Origin of the sequence: Aeromonas bivalvium (assembly GCF_046078285.1) — a bacterium.
GTDB classification, from domain to species: domain Bacteria; phylum Pseudomonadota; class Gammaproteobacteria; order Enterobacterales; family Aeromonadaceae; genus Aeromonas; species Aeromonas bivalvium.
The window spans coordinates 893,004-912,799 of sequence record NZ_JBGXBV010000001.1 but is presented as its reverse complement, the minus strand read 5'-3'; the positions used below and the strand labels follow the sequence as shown (position 1 = coordinate 912,799).

Annotated in this window: 16 protein-coding genes; 7 read left to right on the top strand and 9 right to left on the bottom strand. The window is 65.1% G+C overall.

Translation table 11 applies throughout. The features are described 5' to 3' along the window. Positions 1-98: 98 nt before the first annotated feature. Positions 99-1,499 carry an asparagine--tRNA ligase gene (gene asnS, locus ACEUCR_RS04145; protein WP_041997710.1) on the bottom strand — a complete coding sequence of 467 codons (1,401 nt, stop codon included), beginning with the start codon at positions 1,497-1,499 and terminating at the stop codon, positions 99-101. 181 nt (positions 1,500-1,680) lie between these two features. Here asnS and ACEUCR_RS04140 point away from each other — a divergent pair, with 181 nt between their 5' ends. Next, on the top strand, positions 1,681-2,022 hold the full coding sequence (locus ACEUCR_RS04140) for a hypothetical protein (RefSeq protein ID WP_041997711.1): 342 nt from the start codon (positions 1,681-1,683) through the stop codon (positions 2,020-2,022). Positions 2,023-2,140: 118 nt separating this feature from the next. On the opposite strand, the gene ACEUCR_RS04135 is transcribed toward ACEUCR_RS04140, so the two are convergent. Then, positions 2,141-2,950: a HAMP domain-containing protein gene (locus ACEUCR_RS04135; protein WP_408788211.1), complete on the bottom strand. Its 810-nt coding sequence runs from the start codon at positions 2,948-2,950 to the stop codon at positions 2,141-2,143. 135 nt (positions 2,951-3,085) lie between these two features. After that, positions 3,086-4,360: an adenosylmethionine--8-amino-7-oxononanoate transaminase gene (gene bioA, locus ACEUCR_RS04130; RefSeq protein WP_408788208.1), complete on the bottom strand. Its 1,275-nt coding sequence runs from the start codon at positions 4,358-4,360 to the stop codon at positions 3,086-3,088. A 192-nt stretch (positions 4,361-4,552) separates the two neighbouring features. Between bioA and bioB the strand changes: the two genes are divergently transcribed. From bioB to htpX, 5 genes are all read left to right on the top strand, one after another. Beyond that, positions 4,553-5,632, top strand: a complete 1,080-nt coding sequence (bioB, locus tag ACEUCR_RS04125; RefSeq protein WP_041997714.1) for a biotin synthase BioB — start codon at positions 4,553-4,555, stop codon at positions 5,630-5,632. Further along, the gene (gene bioF / locus ACEUCR_RS04120; protein ID WP_408788206.1) at positions 5,629-6,810 is read left to right on the top strand and encodes an 8-amino-7-oxononanoate synthase; all 1,182 of its coding nucleotides are present in this window, start codon (positions 5,629-5,631) and stop codon (positions 6,808-6,810) included. The genes bioB and bioF overlap by 4 nt, the downstream gene beginning before the upstream one ends. Next, positions 6,800-7,588 (top strand): malonyl-ACP O-methyltransferase BioC, encoded by a 789-nt coding sequence (gene bioC / locus ACEUCR_RS04115; protein ID WP_408788203.1) that lies wholly within the window; start codon positions 6,800-6,802, stop codon positions 7,586-7,588. Before bioF ends, bioC begins: the two co-directional genes overlap by 11 nt. Positions 7,589-7,632: 44 nt before the next feature. After that, on the top strand, positions 7,633-8,340 hold the full coding sequence (gene bioD / locus ACEUCR_RS04110) for a dethiobiotin synthase (RefSeq protein ID WP_408788200.1): 708 nt from the start codon (positions 7,633-7,635) through the stop codon (positions 8,338-8,340). A gap of 75 nt (positions 8,341-8,415) precedes the next feature. Beyond that, positions 8,416-9,291, top strand: a complete 876-nt coding sequence (htpX, locus tag ACEUCR_RS04105; protein WP_041997718.1) for a protease HtpX — start codon at positions 8,416-8,418, stop codon at positions 9,289-9,291. Between the two features lie 77 nt (positions 9,292-9,368). On the opposite strand, the gene ACEUCR_RS04100 is transcribed toward htpX, so the two are convergent. Together ACEUCR_RS04100 and ACEUCR_RS04095 are read right to left on the bottom strand one after the other, a co-directional pair. After that, positions 9,369-11,165 carry an MOSC N-terminal beta barrel domain-containing protein gene (locus tag ACEUCR_RS04100; RefSeq protein ID WP_408788197.1) on the bottom strand — a complete coding sequence of 599 codons (1,797 nt, stop codon included), beginning with the start codon at positions 11,163-11,165 and terminating at the stop codon, positions 9,369-9,371. 251 nt (positions 11,166-11,416) lie between these two features. Then, entirely contained in the window at positions 11,417-13,924 is a 2,508-nt protein-coding gene (locus tag ACEUCR_RS04095) for a penicillin acylase family protein (RefSeq protein ID WP_408788194.1), read from the bottom strand. 188 nt (positions 13,925-14,112) lie between these two features. On the opposite strand from ACEUCR_RS04095, the gene ACEUCR_RS04090 reads away from it, so the two are divergent. Beyond that, positions 14,113-15,222, top strand: a complete 1,110-nt coding sequence (locus ACEUCR_RS04090) for a helix-turn-helix domain-containing protein (protein WP_408788192.1) — start codon at positions 14,113-14,115, stop codon at positions 15,220-15,222. An 84-nt stretch (positions 15,223-15,306) separates the two neighbouring features. Here the strand turns inward: ACEUCR_RS04090 and ACEUCR_RS04085 are convergent, their stop codons facing one another. The 4 genes from ACEUCR_RS04085 to ACEUCR_RS04070 form a co-directional block, all read right to left on the bottom strand. Further along, positions 15,307-15,525 carry a YdcH family protein gene (locus tag ACEUCR_RS04085; protein ID WP_041997722.1) on the bottom strand — a complete coding sequence of 73 codons (219 nt, stop codon included), beginning with the start codon at positions 15,523-15,525 and terminating at the stop codon, positions 15,307-15,309. 269 nt (positions 15,526-15,794) lie between these two features. Beyond that, complete coding sequence (locus ACEUCR_RS04080; RefSeq protein ID WP_041997723.1) at positions 15,795-16,385, bottom strand: hypothetical protein; 591 nt, start codon at positions 16,383-16,385, stop codon at positions 15,795-15,797. Between the two features lie 11 nt (positions 16,386-16,396). Next, positions 16,397-17,743, bottom strand: coding sequence for an MATE family efflux transporter (locus tag ACEUCR_RS04075; RefSeq protein ID WP_041997724.1), 1,347 nt, complete (start codon positions 17,741-17,743; stop codon positions 16,397-16,399). 79 nt (positions 17,744-17,822) lie between these two features. Continuing rightward, positions 17,823-19,592, bottom strand: a complete 1,770-nt coding sequence (locus ACEUCR_RS04070; RefSeq protein WP_392443476.1) for a SulP family inorganic anion transporter — start codon at positions 19,590-19,592, stop codon at positions 17,823-17,825. Positions 19,593-19,796 lie beyond the last annotated feature (204 nt).

The window sequence follows — 19,796 nt, the reverse complement described above, 5'->3', positions numbered from 1 at the left end:
CGGGCGAGGGAGTGGCCGAGGAGTGTGCGCAGCAGAGGCGGCAAACAAAAAAGCCGACCCAAGGGTCGGCTTTTGCACGGTGCGAGCAGGCTGTCGCCTTAAAACTCGGCGGTGCGGGGGGTGCGCGGGAAGGGAATGACGTCGCGCACGTTGCCCATGCCGGTCACATAGACCACCAGGCGCTCGAAGCCCAGGCCGAAGCCTGCGTGGGGCACTGTACCGTAGCGACGCAGGTCGCGGTACCACCAGTAATCTTCCTTGTTCAGGCCCATCTCGGCCATGCGCTGATCCAGCACCTCGAGGCGCTCCTCACGCTGGGCACCGCCGATGATCTCGCCGATCCCCGGGGCCAGCACGTCCATGGCGGCAACTGTCTTGCCGTCGTCGTTGAGGCGCATGTAGAAGGCCTTGATGTCTTTGGGGTAGTTCTTCACCACCACGGGAGACTTGAAGTGCTCCTCGGCCAGATAACGCTCGTGTTCGGAGGAGAGGTCGATACCCCAGGAGACAGGGAACTCGAACTTCTTGCCGCAGTTCTTCAGGATCTCGATGGCATCCGTGTAGTCAATCTGGGCGAAGTCGGAGGCAACGAAGCGCTCCAGACGGCCGATGGCATCCTTGTCCACGTGCTGGGCGAAGAACTCCAGATCGTCGCGGCGCTCCGCCAGCACGGCGTTGAAGACGTATTTGAGCATGGCTTCGGCCAGGGCGGCGTTGTCTTCCAGATTGGCGAAGGCGATTTCCGGCTCCACCATCCAGAACTCCGCCAGATGGCGGCTGGTGTTGGAGTTTTCGGCGCGGAAGGTGGGCCCGAAGGTGTAGACCTTGGACAGGGCGCAGGCATAGGTCTCGACGTTGAGCTGGCCGGAGACGGTCAGGAAGGTCTCCTTGCCGAAGAAGTCCTTGTCGTAGTCCACCTTGCCGGCGTCGGTACGCGGCAGGTTTTCCAGATCCAGGGTGGAGACGCGGAACATCTCGCCGGCCCCTTCGGTGTCGGAGGCGGTGATGAGGGGGGCGGCAATCCACAGATAGCCCTCTTCATGGAAGAAGCGGTGGATGGCCTGGGCCAGGCAGTTGCGCACCCGGGTCACGGCGCCGACGATGTTGGTGCGCGGGCGCAGGTGGGCCTGTTCACGCAGGTATTCGATGCTGTGGCGCTTGGCGGCCATGGGGTAGGTGTCCGGGTCTTCGACCCAGCCGACGACCTTGACCTCGGTGGCCTGCAGCTCGAACGCCTGGCCGCTGCCCTGGGAGGCGGCGACCACACCGGTCACCTCCACGGAGCAGGCGGTGGTCAGACGCAGCACTTCATTCTCGTAATTGGCCAGGGTATTGGGAACGACGGCCTGCACCGGATGGAAACAGGAGCCATCGGATATGGCCAAAAATGAGATCCCCGCCTTGGAATCGCGGCGGGTCCGGATCCACCCTTTCACTGTCTGGGTGGTGCCAACCGAATACTTACCGGCCAGCACATCAACTACGGATGCGTGCGTCATCGAAATATTGTCTCCAGCTTGTTCTTGCAGCGCTATTTGCAACACTAGGGGTCTGACCCGGGCACAGATGGCCCACCATGGCAGACTAAGCCGTCAATCTTACCCGCGCAGGTTTGATAAACAAGCAAAAATGTCAGACGCTGGGGGAGCAAGGGCCGATCGACATGAGGGGCGAAGCGGGATGGAGCGACGACGCGGACCGGATGGATGGATAGTGCTGCTGCACTGGCTGGCTCTCCTCTGCTGGGCCTGTGTCCTGGTGCTGCTCACCCTCTATCACTATGCCAGGCCCGAGATAGCCTACGGCTTCCTGCGTTACGGCGGCATCGAGGTGCGCGAGCACTGGGATCCGGCGCTCACCCCCTGGCTGGAGCAGAGCCTGTGGGGCTGCGCCGCCTTCACCCTGCTGGTACTGGCACTGCAATACCGGCGCAGTCGCCGGGAAGAAGATGGCTATGGCGCCTCCCTGATCCTGCTGCTGCTGATCCTGACCGCCAGCCTGCTGCTGTTCTACTTCGGCTGATCCGGCCCCTGAAGAGTCTGTCGCGCCGAACCAGCCTTGTGTTGTGCTATGTCGGCTGTCCGGCCTCTGAGGTTTGCTGCCGTGCTGCGTCGGTCGCTGCGAGCCAGCCCTGGCTCCGTTATTTCGGCTGACGCGACTCAGGCTCTTTGCCCCTGCGCTTGCCGAGCTGGCGCTCCACGCTGTCGAGCATCTGGTTGTAGGCCAGCGCCACCCGGCCTATCTCGTCCCCCTCATCCCCCTCCAGCCGGTGGCCGAAGTCGCGTCGGTCGGTGGCCTCCTCCATGGCGCGGGTCAGTCGGTTGAGGGGACTGACAATCCAGGTGCGGATGACCCAGAGGGTGAGCAGGAGCCCCAGGCCGAAGATGAGGGTGAGGCTCAGGGCCGAGGTGAGGATGTTCTGCTCCACCCGGGTAAAGAGGGAGTCGAGGGAGTAGTCAAAGCGCACCGCCCCCAGCACGCTGTTCTCCGGCACCAGGTGACAGCTGGTGCAGTCTGTGCCGCGAAAGTTGCGCTGGGCCAGCAGGGGACGGGTCACCACCAGCCGGCTGTGCTGACCGTCGTGTACCACCTCAATGCTGCCCTTGCCCGCCAGCGCCAGCCTGTCGAACTCGTCCCTGGGCTGCTCGTTGTCATAGCCTGGGCCGAACTGGCTGTTCACCGCCTCGCCGCGCACGATGCGGGCATCCTCCACATGGGCGTGGTCGAGAAACTTGTTTCTCAGGGTGTCGCGGGCCGCCATCTTGTTGGTCAGCATCAGCATGTTGAGACCGTCGAAGTAGGCCTCGGTCTGCTCGCGGCTCTGCTCCTTGATGAGGGTCAGGATGAGGTCGCGCTCGCGCACCGCCTGATAGGACGCCGAGAACACCAACACCATGGAGAAGATGAACAGCAGGAAGAAGTTGAATTTGGCGGCAATGGAGAGGCGCATGGGAAAGGTACATCTGTTGGGTAAAACCCGCGCAGTCTACTCTCCTCGCCGGACGGGTTTTGGTGTCTTGCTCACATTCTGGCGAAAAAACGCCAAAAGGCCCTGCGTTCTCATGCAGGACCTATTCATCGAGACTCAGAATTCGCCGCTGGTGATGGCCTCGTGGATGGCGCCGGTCAATACCCGCAGTTCTTCGGGCGTGATGACGAAGGGGGGCATCAGGTAGATGAGCTTGCCGAACGGGCGGATCCAGGCCCCCAGTTCCACGAACTTGCGCTGGATGCGCGCCACGTCCACCCGCTCCTTCATCTCCACCACCCCGATGGCGCCGAGCACCCGCACGTCGGCAACCGCCGGGTGCAGGGTCAGCTCCACCAGCTCGGTGCGCAGCTGATGCTCGATGGCCTGCACCCGTTCCTGCCAGGGTGAGGCCAGCAGCAGCTCGATGGAGGCGTTGGCCACGGCGCAGGCAAGCGGGTTGCCCATGAAGGTGGGGCCATGCATAAAGACCCCCGCCTTGCCGTCACAGATGGTGCGAGCCACATGCTCGGTAGTCAGGGTCGCCGACAGCGTCAGGTAACCCCCGGTGAGCGCCTTGCCCAGACACATGATGTCGGGGCTGATCCCCGCCCAGTCGCAGGCAAACAGCTGGCCGGTGCGGCCAAAGCCGGTGGCGATCTCGTCGGCAATCAGCAGCAGACCGAACTCGTCGCACAGGGCGCGCACCCACTGCAGGTAGCGGGGGTGGTAGAAGCGCATGCCCCCCGCCCCCTGGACGATGGGTTCGAGCACGATGGCGGCGATTTCCTCGTGATGATCCGCCACCAGGGTCGCCAGCTCCACCACGCAGCTCTCGTCCCACTGGGCATGGAAGCGGCAGCTGGGGGCGGTGACGAAAAAGTGTTCCGGCAGGAAGCCCTGGTAGAGCTCGTGCATGCCGCCATCGGGATCGCAGACGCTCATGGCGCCGAAGGTGTCCCCGTGATAGCCGCCCCTAAGGGAGACGAACTTGGCGCGAGGCGTACCCTTGGCGTGCCAGTACTGCTGGGCCATCTTGAGGGCTACCTCCACCGCCACCGAGCCGGAATCCGCCAGAAAGACCCGATCCAGTCCCTCTGGCGTGATCTCCACCAGCTTGCGGCACAGCGCCACCGCAGGAGCATGGGTCAGGCCGCCAAACATCACGTGGGACATCTTGCCGAGCTGGGCGGTGGCGGCGGCATCGAGTTCCGGCACCTGATAACCGTGGACGCAGGCCCACCAGGAGCTCATGCCGTCCACCAGCTCGCGGCCGTCGCTGAGGGTGAGGGTCACCCCCTTGGCGCTGGCCACTTCATAGCAGGGCAGGGGATGGGTGAGGGAGGTATAGGGGTGCCAGACGTGGTGCAGGTCGAATTCTTGGTTGGTCATTTTATGTTCTGTTGTCAATTGATTTGATCTGGTCGGTGTTGACAGTCTACGCGCGCTCTCTACACTAGCCAACCATTTCAGCCACTTGGCTTCGCGTACGCCCTGGCGTCGCAGGGTCCAGCTGGCGGGTCTTGCCGCCATCTCTCGATGAGCGCGGCGCAGGATCCCACCTATCACAACCGGAAGCCATGTATGAATGCTCTCACCGCGGGCGCTCACGCCCTTCGCCACGACTGGACCCTCGCCGAGGTGCAGGCTCTCTTTGCCCTGCCATTCAACGATCTGCTGTTCCAGGCCCAGACGGTACACCGCGCCCATTTCGACCCGAACGAGGTGCAGGTGAGCACCCTGCTCTCCATCAAGACCGGCGCCTGCCCGGAGGATTGCAAATACTGCCCCCAGAGCGCCCGTTACCACACCGGGCTCGAGACCGAGCGGCTGATGGAGGTGGAAAAGGTGCTGGAGCGGGCCCGCGAGGCCAAGGCCAACGGCTCGTCCCGCTTCTGCATGGGGGCCGCCTGGCGCAACCCGAAAGAGAGGGACATGCCCTATATCCTGCGCATGGTCGAGGAGGTGCGCGGGCTCGGCATGGAGACCTGCATGACGCTAGGGATGCTGACTGCGGATCAGGCGGCGCGTCTGGGTGCCGCCGGCCTCGATTACTACAACCACAACCTCGACACCTCGCCGGAGTTCTACGGCGACATCATCACCACCCGCACCTATCAGGACCGCCTGGACACCCTGGAGCACGTGCGCGGCGCCGGCATGAAGGTCTGCTCCGGCGGCATCGTCGGCATGGGGGAGCAGGCAAAGGATCGGGCGGGCCTGCTGATGGCGCTCGCCAACCTGCCGCGCCACCCGGAGAGCGTGCCCATCAACATGCTGGTCAAGGTGAAGGGGACGCCCATGGAAAACCAGGAGAACCTGGACCCGTTCGAGTTTATCCGCACCATAGCCGTGGCGCGCATCATGATGCCTGCTTCCCACGTGCGCCTCTCCGCCGGGCGGGAGAAGATGAACGAGCAGATGCAGGCCATGTGCTTCATGGCGGGGGCCAACTCGATTTTTTACGGCTGCAAGCTGCTGACCACCCCGAACCCGGACGAGAACAGCGACATGCAGCTGTTCAAGCGCCTCGGCATTCGTCCCGCCCAGCGGGCCCAGAAGCCGGATCAGGTGCAAGAAGAGGAGCTCTTGGCACGGGTGGCCAGCCAGCCGGTGGGGGGCGATCTCTTCTATGATGCCAGCCAGCCCAAGGCCGGACGATGAACTCCCCCTTCGCCCTGGGGGAGGCCCTGGCCGAACGTGAGCAGGCCGCCCTGCTGCGCCGCCGCACCCCTGTGGATGTGGCGAGCGGCGGGCGGATCCGGGTCGGGGGACGCGACTACCTCAACCTCTCCGGCAACGATTACCTGGGGCTCGCCGAGCATCCCGCCATCAAGGCCGCCTTCAAGGAGGGGATCGACCTCCATGGCACGGGCGCTGGCGCCTCGCCCCTGGTGACCGGCTACAGCCGCGCTCACCAGCAGTTGGAAGAGACGCTTGCCGAGTGGCTCGGGCTGGAGGCGGTACTGCTGTTCAACTGCGGCTTTTCGGCCAATCAGGCGGTGCTCAAGGCCCTGCTTGGCAAGGATCACCTGCTGTGGCAGGACAGGCTCAACCACGCCTCCCTGCAGGAGATGGGCAGCCAGCTCCCCTGCAGGATGAGGCGCTTTGGCCACAACGACATGGAAGCCCTTGAACGGCTGCTTGAGCCAAACCGGGGCCTGATCGTCTCGGAAGGGGTGTTCAGCATGGACGGGGATCAGGGCCCCTGGCGCGAGCTGAGCCAACTGGCCGCCCAGAGCGGCAACTGGCTGATGCTCGACGATGCCCACGGCATCGGCGTGCTGGGGCCACAAGGGCGCGGCACCCTGGCGGCGCAAGGGGTTGCTCCTGCCAGCGTACACATCCAGATGGGCACCTTTGGCAAGGCGCTCGGGGTGGCTGGCGCGTTTGTGGGGGGCAGCCGCGAGCTGGTGGAGTATCTGGTCAATTTTGCCCGCCACTATGTCTACAGCACCCATATGCCGGCGGCGCAGGCGTGCGCGGTGAGCAAGAGTATCGAGCTGGTGCGCGCCGCCGACGAGGCCCGTGCCCATCTTGCCGAGCTCGTCGCCCGTTTTCGCCAGGGGGCACAGGCGCTCGGCTGGACGCTGGGCGCAAGCGCTACCCCCATCCAGCCCCTGCTGGTGGGGGAGAGCAGTGCGGCCTTGCAACTGGCCGAACGGCTGCGCGATCGCGGTGTCTGGGTGAGCGCCATCCGCCCGCCCACTGTGCCGGTCGGCACGGCGCGCCTTCGCATCACCCTGTGCGCCGCCCACGGCGAAGCTGACGTGGATCGCCTGCTCGAGGCCCTGGGGCCTCGCCCATCCACTGACGAGAGAGGAGGCGCCCATGCTCCATGAGCGTTTTCAGGCGGTGGACAAGGCGCAGCTCGCCCGTCGCTTCGGGGCGGCGGCCCGCCACTACGACGCCCACGCCCGTTTCCAGCAGGAGGTGGGGCAGGCGCTGTTGGCCCAGTTGCCCCAGGGGCAGTGGGGAGATGCCCTGGATCTGGGGTGCGGCACCGGCTTCTTTCTGCCGGCGCTGGCCTCGCGCTGCCAGCAGTTGCACGGGCTGGATCTCGCCCCCGGCATGCTGGCCCAGGCGGCGAGGCGGGGCAGCGGCGCCCGCCTGCTGTGTGGCGATGCCGAGGCCCTGCCCCTGGCCGATGCCAGTCTGGATCTGGTCTTCTCCAGCCTGGCCCTGCAGTGGTGCGAATGCCCGCAGCAGGCCTTTGCCGAATTGCACCGGGTGCTGAGACCGGGGGGGCGGGTCCTCTTCTCCACCCTGCTGGATGGCTCGCTCTGGCAACTGGCCCAGGCCTGGCAGGCGGTGGATGGCAAACCCCACATCAATCGCTTCCTCGGACAAACCCGGCTCAGGGAGGCCCTTGAAAAGTCAGGCTTTGAGACCCCAATTATCGAGGTGCGCCCCTGGCACCTGGGGTATGGCCAGCTGGCCGAACTGCTGCGCGATCTCAAGGGGATAGGGGCGAGCCAGGTCAACGAAGGGGGACAGGAGGGCCTGGGGGGCCGGGCCCGGCTGGTGCGCCTCACCCAGGCCTATGAGCGCTTTCGCCGTGGCGATGGCCTGCTCGAGGCGAGCTACCGCGTGGCCCTGGTGCAGCTGCAGCGGGCCTGAGCCCGGCGCTGACAGGGCGAACAATCATCCGACGAGGAGCTGAGATGGCGACTTTCTTTATTACGGGCACGGACACGGATGTGGGCAAGACGCTGGTCACCCGCGCCCTGTTGCAGGGGCTGAGCGCCGAGGGGCTGGCATGCGCCGGCTACAAGCCGGTGTCGGCGGGCTGTGAGTCGACCCCAGAGGGGCTGCGCAACAGGGATGCCCTGCTGCTGCAACAGGCGGCCAGCGTCGCGCTGCCCTATGAGTGGGTCAACCCCTTCGCCTATGCCCCCCCCATTGCGCCCCACATAGCGGCGACCCAGGCGGGGCAGCCCATCGATGAGGCGGGGATCACGGCCGGTCTGCGCCGTCTCGAGGGCAGCGGTGCCGACTGGGTGCTGGTGGAAGGGGCGGGGGGCTGGCACCTGCCCCTCAACGAGCACAGGCTGCTTTCGGACTGGGTGGCGCAGCAGCGCCTGCCTGTGGTGCTGGTGGTGGGGGCCAAGCTGGGGTGTCTCAACCATGCCCTGCTCACCCTGGCTGCCATCGAGCAGGCGGGCCTGTCCCTGGCGGGCTGGGTGATGAACCGGCTGCCCTGTGGCATGAGTTGCTACGAGGAGAATCTGGCGACCCTGCGCCAGCGTCTGCCCGCTCCCCTGCTGGGTGAAATTCCGACCCTGAGTGACCCAGACAGCGCTAACTTACGGGAATATATCAATATTTCACTGTTGCGCCGGGCCAGGTATTCAGGGAGCATTCATAGATAACCGCTACTATGTGTGGCAGGTGGGCGTGGGTCGGTTGACCGGCACGGGCCCCTTTCATTCTCACAAGGAGTCTATATGAAGCGAATCATGCTATTCCTGGTGACCAACCTGGCCGTCATGCTGGTGCTGGGGGTGGTACTCAATATCCTGTTCTCGGTGCTTGGCATCAACAAGTCCAGTATCTCTGGCTTGCTGATCTTCTGCGCCGTGTTCGGTTTTGGGGGCTCCTTTATCTCCTTGCTGATGTCCAAATGGATGGCCAAGCGCAGCTATGGTGTCCAGGTCATCGAGCAACCCCGCAACGAGACCGAGCACTGGCTGGTCAGTACCGTGGCCCGTCAGGCCCGCGAGGCCGGGATCAAGATGCCGGAAGTGGGCATCTATGAGTCTTCCGATATGAACGCCTTCGCCACCGGTGCCCGCCGCGACGACTCCCTCGTCGCCGTGTCGTCCGGCCTGCTCTACAGCATGAGCCGGGACGAGGCGGAAGCCGTGCTGGCCCACGAGGTGAGCCACGTGGCCAACGGCGACATGGTGACCCTGACCCTGATCCAGGGGGTGGTGAACACCTTCGTGATGTTCTTCGCCCGCATCGTGGCCGGGGTCATCAGCAATGTCTTCAGCTCAAACAGCGACGAGGAGAGCAGCAGCTCGGGTGGTTTCGCCTACATGATCACCGTGTTCGTGCTGGAGATGATCTTCGGGGTGCTGGCCTCCATCATCGTCATGTGGTTCAGCCGCCAGCGCGAGTTCCGCGCCGATGCGGGCGCCGCCAAGCTGGCTGGCCGCGACAAGATGATAGCGGCGCTGCAGCGCCTCTCCCGTGGTGCCGAGCCGCAGATGGAAGGGGCCATGATGGCCTTTGGCATCAACGGCAAGCGCTCGGTGAGCGAGCTGTTCATGAGCCACCCGCCCATCGAACAGCGCATCCAGGCGCTGCGTCAGGGCTGATGAGAGACCATTGAAAACGGCTGCCTCGGCAGCCGTTTTTTTTATCTCTGTTCGTGGTAAACCCGGACTGTCCCTGCTCAGGCTATCTCTATGTCGGTCAGGGGCACGGCGCAGCAGGTGAGGATCTTGCCCTGGGCCCGCTCGGCCTCGCTGAGGGCGGGGGCATCAGGCTGGTCCACTTCCCCCGCGCTCAGGGTCTGCTTGCAGCTGCCGCAGATCCCGGCGCGGCAGCTCCAGGGCAGCTCAATCCCCTGTTTGCTGGCCTGATCGAGGATGGTGCCCTGATTGTTGCCGGCGAAGCGCTTGCCCGCGATGCTCAGGGCCAGGGCCTGATGGGGCCGGTCGGTGATGAGGGGGGCGCCGCCAAAACTCTCCTGGCGGATCCGGCTCACCCCGGCTGCGCCGAGCAGGGCGATGGCCGCGGCCATGAACCCCTGGGGGCCGCAGAGGAAGACTTCCCGCTCGCCAAGGCCGCTGACACGGTCGAGGTGATCCTTGCCGAGTCGGCCGCGCAGCCCCTGCCAGCTCTCGTCGGCCTGGCTCAGGATAAGGGTCAGCTGCATGCCTTGCCGGGTCAGGGCGTGGAGTTCCTCGGGGGCGGGGATGTCGGCCTGGCTGCGGCACTGGTGCATGAAGTGAACCTCGCCAAGCTCGCCGCGCAGGGCCAGGGTGCGGACGATGGCGAGCATGGGGGTGACGCCGGATCCCGCCGAGAGCAGCAGCAGGCGGCGCTCGCGACCAAGCTGGAACTCGCCGGCGGGGTCGGCCGCCAGCACCCGATCCCCTACCTTGAGGTGGCGGTGCAGCCAGGAGGAGAGGCGACCATCGGCCTGACGCTTGACCGAGATGGCGTAGCGGCCCGCTTCATCCGGGCTGGAGCAGAGGGTGTAGCGGCGCTGCACCCGCTCGCCCTTGATGTCCACGAAGAGGGGCAGGTGCTGGCCCGGCTGATAGTCGGGCAGGGGCTCGCCATCCTCGGCCTCGAACCAGAAGGTCTCCAGATCCCGGGCCAGGGATCCCCGGGCCACGCACACCAGCGCCCGCTTCTTCGGGGCGCCATTGCCATAGACGAGGGGGCGCACCCGCTCCAGCACCTCTATCTCGCTGCCCGCCTCGATCCAGCCTTCGTTCAGGGCCACCAGATTCTGGCCAAAGTAGACATCGCCGTCCTCGCCGCGCCGGTAGCGAGCCAGGGTGGCGAGCGGCTCCTTGAGGGCATTGAAGCGGCTGGTGCCGGGCTCCACCGTGGTCATGATGCAGCGGCTGCACGGCTTGGCCACCAGAAATTCCACCTCGCCGATGCGAATGCGTTTCCAGCCGTCCTCCTCGAAGGGGCGGGTGCCGCTTGCCACCAGGTTGGTGCGAAACTGGCTCATCTGGTGCAGGGCGTCGGATCTCAGGTTGAGATCCGCAAGGGAGGCCTGGCTGATGAGCAGCAGGGGATAGCCGTCGGCAAAGCTGACCCGGGTGCCTGTCTTTTCCCGAAAGCGGTTGGACTCCTCCCCCAGCCAGAGCAGGCGAACCGGCTCCCCCGCCACCCAGCTCAGCCACAGATCCGCCTGCTCATGGGTGCGCAGGGCATGGAAGCTGTCACCCCAGACGCCCGTGCTCTGGGGGATCAGGCTGAAATCCTGCGGCTGCAGGGTGAGCATCTCCTGGCCCGGGTAACGCAGTTGCAGGCCGCCCTCCACCGGGGTGGCCACCACCTGCTGCAACTGGGGGTGAGTGCGGGCTGTGATGAAGGTGCCGTCGGGTTTGACCACCATGTAGCGGCGATCCCCGGCGAGCCCCTCCAGGGTCACCCTGGCGCGGGTTGGCGCCATGCCCGCCGTCGATTTGATGGGATAGAGATGTATGCTGGCGAGGGTCGGCATGTCCGGGTCCTTGTGCTGTGGCGTTTCCTGTGAAGAGGGGAAGATAACGATTCCTGCCGCGGGCGGCAATGTCTGCCTGCCCCCCATGATGGGGGGAATGCCTGCCCTCTTCACGATGGGGGGAACAGAAAGGGTCAGCCCGAAGCCGTGGTGGGGACAGCGCCGATCCCGTCACAAAGGCACCCAGCGACCAGATGACAACGCGGGCCTCTCGGCCCGCGTCTTCATGATGACAATCCCTGCCGCCGGGATCAGGGCCGGGCCACGCGCGGCACCTTGAGGTGCAGGGTACGCTCCCGATGGGCCGCTATCTCCTCGTCGGTGAAGCGCATCGGCTGCCACTGCTGGCGGGCGAACAGCTCGGTCTGATCGGTGAAGTGGGGACTCTCTGGGTCGTGGGACTGGCCATAGCTCAGGAAGCGCTCCGCCCTGGGGCCGTTGGGATCGAACTGCAGGGCCAGCACGAAGCTGGAGCCGTAGTTGGCGCGATAGCGCAGCTCGGCCTGGCCGTCACCGTCGTCATCCAGGCTGCGCAGCGTGGTGCCTGGCACGGCCTTGCCGGTCACGATATTGGCGAGACTCGAGGTGCTGCGCGAGGGCAGGTTGGTCTGCACCATGTTGAACAGCCCCTCGAAGGAGTGGCCCCCCGGCAGCGGTATGGGGCTGAGCCCGGCCGCTTTTTGCACGAACTGGAGAGTGCCGAGTGCGGCATCCGGCGCGATACCGGCCGCCTGCAAGCGCTGCTGGGCCTGGGCCAGTGCCAGCAGGGCCGGGTCTTGATCCGGTGCGCCGCGCCAGGGCGCCAGCCCGTTCGGGGTGGTGGCTGCCTGAGCCGGATTGAAGGGGATGGCGAACAGTTCATCCTTGATGTCTCTGTGGCCGCTGGTGCGAAACGCCGTCAGCCACTCGCGCATCAGGTGGGCCCCCTGGCTTTCAAGCTGATATTCGCCATCCCAGTTGGCGAGGGCGTTGCAGCTCGGGGTCAAGTCCAGCGGGCCGCCGGTCAGCAGGATCTGCGGATGGGCCTCGCAGCGTGCCAGCAGGGGCTCTCTGAGCTCACGGGCAAACAGGGAGCCGTTGTGGGTCAGTACCTGTTGCAATGTCTGCAGGGTGAAGCGGCGATCGGCCCCGGTCAGCCCCATGGCATCGGGGGTGCTGATGAGCTGGGCGTTGTAGCGGGTACGGGGGCTGCGCACCGTCTGCTCCGGGCCGTAGAGGATGGAGTAGCCCTCCAGCGGCGCGGCCAGGTTGGTGAGCCAGTGGCTGCTGTTGGCGTTGTAGACGTAGTCGCTGCGGATCTGGCGGGGGGCCTGGCTCAGGGGGACCAGGCCCGGGGTGCGGGTCTGGCCGCTGTCCATCCACTCGAAATCGGGGTCATTGCCCGGCAGCAGCACGCTGCCCTCGCCATCTTGCCAGATGGGTGCCAGCTGCGGGGTCTGGGAGGCGGCCCGCCACCAGGCCTCGGCCCTGGCGCCGAGGCGGGGCACCTGGGTGGCATCCACGTAGCTGGCCTGGCCACTCTTGTCGACGAGCAGGGTATTGACCCAGGGCACCCCCTGATGTGCGGCCAGGGCATTGAAGAAGGCCGGGGTGCTCTGGGCCTTGGCCATGGCCAGCCACTGCTCCAGCATCCGGTAGTTGCCGGCGTTGGCGTCGCGCAGGCTGATGGCACTGTTGCGGGTCCAGCCCAGGGTTGGCGAGAGGGAGGCGAGGTTGACCAGGGGGCCGAAGTGGCTGCCATAGAGGGTCTGGACATGGGGCTGCAGGCTGCCGTCGGCCTGGCGCACCTGCACTGTGATCTCCTTCTGGCTCATCTCCCGCCACTGGTCGCCATAGCGGTAACGCAAGGGGTTGTCAGGATCCAGCGTGAGCTGATAGAGGGTGAAGCGCTTGGACTGGGAGACGGTGTGGGTCCAGCCCAGCCGCTCGTTGAAGCCGATCAGGATGGCGGGAAAGCCCATCATGGTGGCGCCGGTCACGTTGAGCTTGCCCGGGATCTGCAGGTGCTGTTCAAAAAATCTGAGCTCGCCATCCCAGGGGAAGTGGGGGTTGCCGAGCAGCAGGCTGTTGGCGTTGCTGCTGCGATCCGCCCCCAGCGCCCAGCCGTTGCTGCCGATCCCCTCCGAGGTGAGCAGTGAGACGGGATCCAGCTCGGGGGCGGGCAGGGCGGCGCGGGCCAGCGTCCCGTTTGTGGGGGGCTGGGCACTGGCCATGGCGCTGATGAAGCTGCGGCCGCTGGCAAGCTGGGCAAGATCCAGGTGATAGGCCAGCAGCTGGACCGGGGTGATGGGTTCGACCCACTCGGCTTCGCGGCAGGGGGAGGGGTAGTCCGCCGGACTGGTCCGCCCGGCGAGGGAGTGGTTGAAGCCCGCCACATAGCCTTCGATGAGATCGCGAGCCTCCGGCGTCAGCTTGTCATAGAGGCTGGCGGCCTGGCCGGGCAGATCCAGGGAGCGATACCCCAGATCGGAGAGCAGGTTGCGCTGCTGTTCACCCGCCCCCAGCCAACGGGATTTGTCGCCTTGCAGTTTCATGATCTGCTCGCTCAGGGTGCAGAGGTTCTCCTCGCCGTGGGCATAACCCACCCCGAAGCCCAGGCTGACGTAGTCGGCCGCCTTGATGTGGGGAACCCCCTGCTCCGTGTAGGTGAGGGTGACGTCGTAGTGGCTGGCGGGATCCGGCTCGCTGTCATTTTCCTGACAACCGGCCAGCGCCAGGCTGCCGAACAGGGCAAGGTAAAGGGGAAGAGGTGTTCGCATCTTGGTTCCTTCTGTGAGGGTGATTTGTTATGGTTTTGTTGCCGTCTGGCCGGTGCAGACGATATTCAATCCCAGCGAACATCTGGGGTCGCCCGACTGGATGGAGTCGGTCATGGAACTAAAAGTGCAATAAAAACAAGGATGAAAAGGTATGTCTCGATGGAGCCGTACCCGCAGGAGGAAGTGGTATGCAGTGGGAAGATGTGGCCGCCGTGCTCAGCCTGGGCCTGGCCGGCATGCTGGTGTTGGCGACCATCGGCTGGCTGCGACGCTCGCGCCGGGACGGGGCCGCCGGTTATCTGCTGGCCCTGCTCGCCCTGAGCGGCTTGCAGGCGCTGGAGTATCTCTATCATCAGCAGCAGTGGTTTCTGGCCTGGCCCCACCTGCTCAAGCTGGCGGATCCCCTGGTGGTGATGCTGCCCTTCTGTCTCTACGGCTACATCCGGGCATTGCAGGGGGAGAAGGTGCTCGGCAGCTGGCGCGCGGCCCTGGTACACGGCTTGCCCCTGCTGCTGGTGGCCGCCCTGGCCATGCCTTACTGGCTGTTGCCGGGGGATGAGAAGGTGCGCTGGATCCTGCTTGGCAAGCAGGGGGAGGCGCTCTGGCCCGGCATGACCCTCTATGGCAACCGCTATCTCGCCTGTATCGCCCTGCTTGGGCTGGTCTACTGGTGGCAACAACACAGAACCGGCCTTGAAAGCCGCAAACCGGCGCTGCGAACCTGGGTCACCCGGTTGCAGGGCCTGCAACTGCTGGTTGCCCTGCTGCTGGGGCGTATCGCCCTGAGCGGGTTTGGCTGGTCCCTCTCCGCCGTCTATCTGCAGGCCCCCGTCACCGCCTATCTGTTGCTGCTGGTGCTGGCTCACGCCCGGTTGCCGCAGCAGGGGCGCAGGGGGGAGGCGTCTGGGCAAGCCGCCGACAGGGTAGCAGAGCCGATGCGGGATGATTCGCTGCAACCGCTGTTCGAGGAGCTGGAGCGCGCCCTGGCGCGGGGCGCCTTCCGGGATCCCGCCCTCTCCCTTGGCAAGCTGGCACAGCTGTGCGGCCTCAGTACCCATCAGGCCTCCAGTGCCATCAATGGGTGTTCGGGGGGAAATTTCTATGACTGGCTCAATCGCCATCGGGTGGAGGAGGCCAAGCGCCTGCTGCAGGAGAGCGACGAGACGGTGGCCAGCGTTTGCTATCAGGCGGGATTCAACAGCAAGTCCACCTTCAATACCGCCTTTCGTCGCCATACCGGCCAGACGCCGAGCGAGTTTCGGCGCAGGCCGGGAGTGGCCTGCGCCGCGCCGTCATGAGCAGGTAATGAAAAGCCCGGCTTTGAGCCGGGCTGGGGGATAAATTGCTTATCCGTGCGTTAACGCAGTCAATGTTCTGGGCAATCAATGAGGCTGATGTTGTTTGAGGATGTCGTATATCTCCTCTTTGAGTTTAAGTTTCTGTTTTTTCAGATCTCTCAACTCAGGACTGAAGTCGCTGGCATGATGTTTTTCCAGTTTTCTGATGGTCCCGTCCAGCTCGTTGTGTAAGGCAAACTTCTCGTGGAAATGGTCATCACTGCTCTTCAGTTGCGAGATGAGGTCTCTGTACTCTGGGAACATGTAATGTCGCCTCCTTGTTGCGCTTGGGTGTGCCGACACCTCTCAAGCTACACCCTGGGACGCGGGAGAGATGTGATCGGGATCCCACTTATCGTCCCCGCTCGCCACGTCGTCATGAAGCCGTCATAAGTGGCTGAATTGGCGTGGTCTTTATTTCGTGGCGCGGGGAGTTTGGTGCTAAATGCGACTGGCGTCACAAATCGGGGGCGGGGGAGCGAAAAGCAGAAGGGGCCCGAAGGCCCCTTCCCATGGCAGGCGTGCCGCCCGGCTCACTTCTTCTTCGTGACCTTCTCGGGCAGGGGCTTGCCGCCTCTGGCGATCACCTTGCCCACCTCGAAGCCAATCTGGGCAGCCAGCTCCTCCAGATCCCCCGCCTTGGCCTCGTTGCCGATGGCATAGCGGTAGTTGGTGATGGAGAGCTTCTCGGCCACCGGAGTACCCGGGACGATGGGCTCACGCCAACCCTGACCCACATGAGCCACAAGCGTGCCATCCATGATGAGCTCGCCGACGATCTCCTGGGTGGGGATCCCCTTGCCGTAGGTCAGCCCCTGGGGGTGCTTCTTGCCGACCAGGGGCTCGGTGCTTGCGGGCATCAGCCTGGTGCGGATCAGCCACTTGGGATCCTGGGTCTTGCCCAGGGCCTTGCCGGTCTGGTACTCGTTGATCTTGATGGTCTTGATCATCTGGGCCATGAATTGCTTGGTCAGGGCCTTCTGCGCCTCGCTGGTCTCGTCGATGACGATGGGGGCCACATACCAGGTCTGGGGGGCTTGTGCCTTGGGGGCCGCCGGGGCGGTTTGTGCCTGTGCCAGGGGGCTGAGCAGGATGGCCGCCAGCAAGAGTCCGATTTTCTTCATTGTGATTCCGCTTATGTTTCGACAAGAATTTTGTGTTGCCAGCGACGACTGCGCCAGCGCCAGAACATGGCCAGGCCGCGGACCCACTCGTCGCAGGCCAGCGCCAGCCAGATGCCGACCAGTCCATAGCCTTGCATGATACCAAGGTAATAGGAAAGGGGAACGGCGATGCCCCACATGGACAGGAGTGCCATGTAGAGCGGGAAACGGGCATCCCCGGTGGCGCGCAGGGCGTTGATGACCACCAGATTGAAGGTGCGGCCGGGCTCGAGGATCAGGCTGATGAGAAACAGCTGGGCCACCATGTCGATGATGTCGCCATCCGTGGTGAACAGGCTGATGATCGACCGGCCGTTGATGGCCACGGCCACCGCGATCAGGGCGGTGACGATGAGGCCGAGTTTCAGGCTGCGCAGCAGCTGGGCATAGGCCTGATCGAAACGGCGCGCCCCGGCCAGGTGGCCGATGATGATCTCGTTGCCAAGGCCTATGGAGAGGCCGAACAGCAGGATGAACAGGCAGATCTGGAAGAAGTAGCTCTGGGTTGCCAGCGCCTTGTCGCCCAGCAGACCGACAAACGCCGTCACCACCATGAATTGCAGCATCCAGGAGAGGTTCTCCCCCGCCGCCGGCAGGCCTATGTGCAGCACCTTGCCCAGCATCGGCTTGCTGGGACGGACTATCTCGGGCAGGCGCAACCGGATGCCGGTCTTGCGCGCCACCAGGCCCACCAGCAGCACCACGCCGACGACCCGGCCCGCCACCGTGCTGATGGCGACCCCGGCCACCCCGAGCTGGGGCAGGCCGAACCAGCCGTAGAGCAGCAGCAGGTTGCCGGCGAAGGTGATGAGGTTGACGATGAGGGTCACGTACATGGCCTGACGGGTGTGGCCGTGGGCGCGTAGGGTGGCGGCCAGGCAGAGGGCCGCTGCCTCCGGCAGCAGGCAGAGCCCGATGATCTGCAGGTAGAGTCTGGCGTCCCCCATCAGGTGGTCGGGTAGGTTCATCAGCGCCAGCATGGTGCCGGCCCCGGCCATGACCCCGACGGCGGCCACCAGCCCCACCAGCAGGTTGAAGCCGATGGCGGTGTGAATGACCACGCGGGCCTTCTCCCTATCGCCGGCCCCCAGGTACTGGGTGATCACCACGCTGGTGCCTATGCTGACGAAGCTGAACAGGGTGATGGCCAGATCGAACACCTGGTTGCCCACCGCCAGCGCCGCCACCCCCTGATAGGAGACGTGTCCCACCATGAAGGTGTTGAGGGCCCCGGTCAGAAAGTGCAGGGCCAGGTCGATAAACAGCGGCCAGGTCAGGGAGAAGAGGGAACCTGGCCCCGCTTGGGCTTGAGTGTGCATGAGTGACATGTCCAGCAACGACAGAGGGAGGCGGCCCTGGGGTCGCCGCAGGAGTGGCATTTAACACCAAGCGCCCCCTTCACGCAATTGCGCCGCTGGCCTCCTGCTCGCTCTCGCCTGGCGCCATGGCTTGCGGCTCGGGCGCCTCGTCCTTGAACAGGGGCTCCCGGTAGCAGCGGGTCATGCGCAGGGCCTGGTACATGTCGGGGCAGAGGATGATGCCCTCGTCGCCCACCCGGATCCCCGCCTGGCGGAACCAGTGGCTGAGCTGGCCGTGGCGACCCGCCATCACCATGTGGATGCCTCGTCGGCGCAGCTCCCGGTGCAGCTCGCCCACCATGCTCATCACGCTGATGTCCTGATGGGTGAAGCAGGCGACCGCATCCACCACCAGGCACTTGGGACTGTGGGGGTCTTGCACCAGCAGCGCCAATACCCGCCGCTTGAAATAGGGCGCGTTGAAGTAGGTGAGCGGCGAGTTGAAGCGATAGACCAGGATCCCCGGGATCGCCTTGGCCTGCTCGTTGTCCCCCAGGGTGCGCACCACCCCGTCCCCGTCCATGCCGAGCAATTGATCGGTGGGGCGCATCACGTTGCGCAGGAACTGGAACAGGCCCAGCAAGACGGCGAGGGTGATGCCGGGGATCACCCCCATGGCCAGCACGCTGACGAAGGTGACGAGGGCGAGCCAGAAGGCGGCGCGATCCGAGTCTTTCAACCCCCACAGTCCCTTGAGGTCGAGCAGGGAGAAGGAGGCCATCACCAGCACCACCCCGAGGGCGGCGGTGGGGATGAACTGCAGCGGCGCCGTCAGGTAGAAGGCGATGAAGCCGATGATGACGGCGGCGATGATGGAGACCAGCTGGCTCTTGCCGCCATTGGCATCGTTGACCGCGGTGCGCGAATCGGCGCCGCTGATGGCGAACCCCTGGGAGACGGCCGAGGCCAGGTTGGCCATGCCCAGGGCCCGGAACTCGTTGTCGGCATCGATCTCGTAGCCATTCTTGGCGGCGAAGCTGCGGGCGGTGAGCATCATGGAGACGAAGCTCACCATGGCCAGGTTCAAAGCGGGCAGCACCAGTTCGCGCAGCAGGCCGGGGGGAAATTCCGGCACCTGGAAGGCGGGCAGGCCGGAGCCGATGGCTCCCAGGGTTGCTATCTCGAACCGGTCCAGGCCAAAGATCCAGACCAGGGCGGCGGTGAGCACCATGGCCACCATGGAGGAGGGCCAACCCGGCCGGTAGCGCCGGCTCAGCAGCAGGACCAGCAGGGTGAACAGGCTCATGGCCAGGGTGGGCAGATGGGTCTGGGCCAGGTAGTTGCTGCCGCTGAGCACCCGCTCGATGAGGTAACGCTCGTCGAAGGTGAAGCCGAGGATCTTGGAGAGCTGACCCACCATGATGGTGATGGCCACCCCGTTGAGCAGCCCCATCAGGATGGGGCGGGAGAGGAAATCGGCAAACACCCCCAGCTTGAAGCGGCTGGCAATGAGGCACCAGAAACCGGTCATGGCGGTCATGGTCATCACCAGCTGCCAGTGGCGCGTGGCATCCCCCGCGGCGAGCGGCGTCACCACGGCGGCGATGACGGCGCAGGTGGCGGCGTCCGGGCCGACGATGAGCTGGCGCGAGGTGCCAAACAGGGCATAGACCATCATGGGCAGTATGCAGGAGTAGAGGCCGACGATGGCGCCGACCCCGGTCAGCTCGGCGTAGGCGATGGCGACCGGCAGGGCGACCGCGGCCACCGACAGCCCGGCCCGCACATCGGGCATCAGCCAGGCTCGCTGATAGTGCAACAGGGCCGCCAAACCGGGCAGCCAGCGCTCGAGGGAGAAGAAGTCGCGCATCATGAAACTCGTATTATGAAAGCCACTTTATATCAGTCACTTTAGTTAAGTTATTGTGCCATAGCGGCTTTTTATCGTTTTTCCGAGGGTGTGGCAGGGCTGGATGGCCGAGTCCGGGATGCGCAGCCGCGGCCAGTGCGCCAATCTGGCCTCGCGTGCAGGGCCACCCGGGAGGGGGACTCAGCAGCCGTGTCAGTGAGAGAC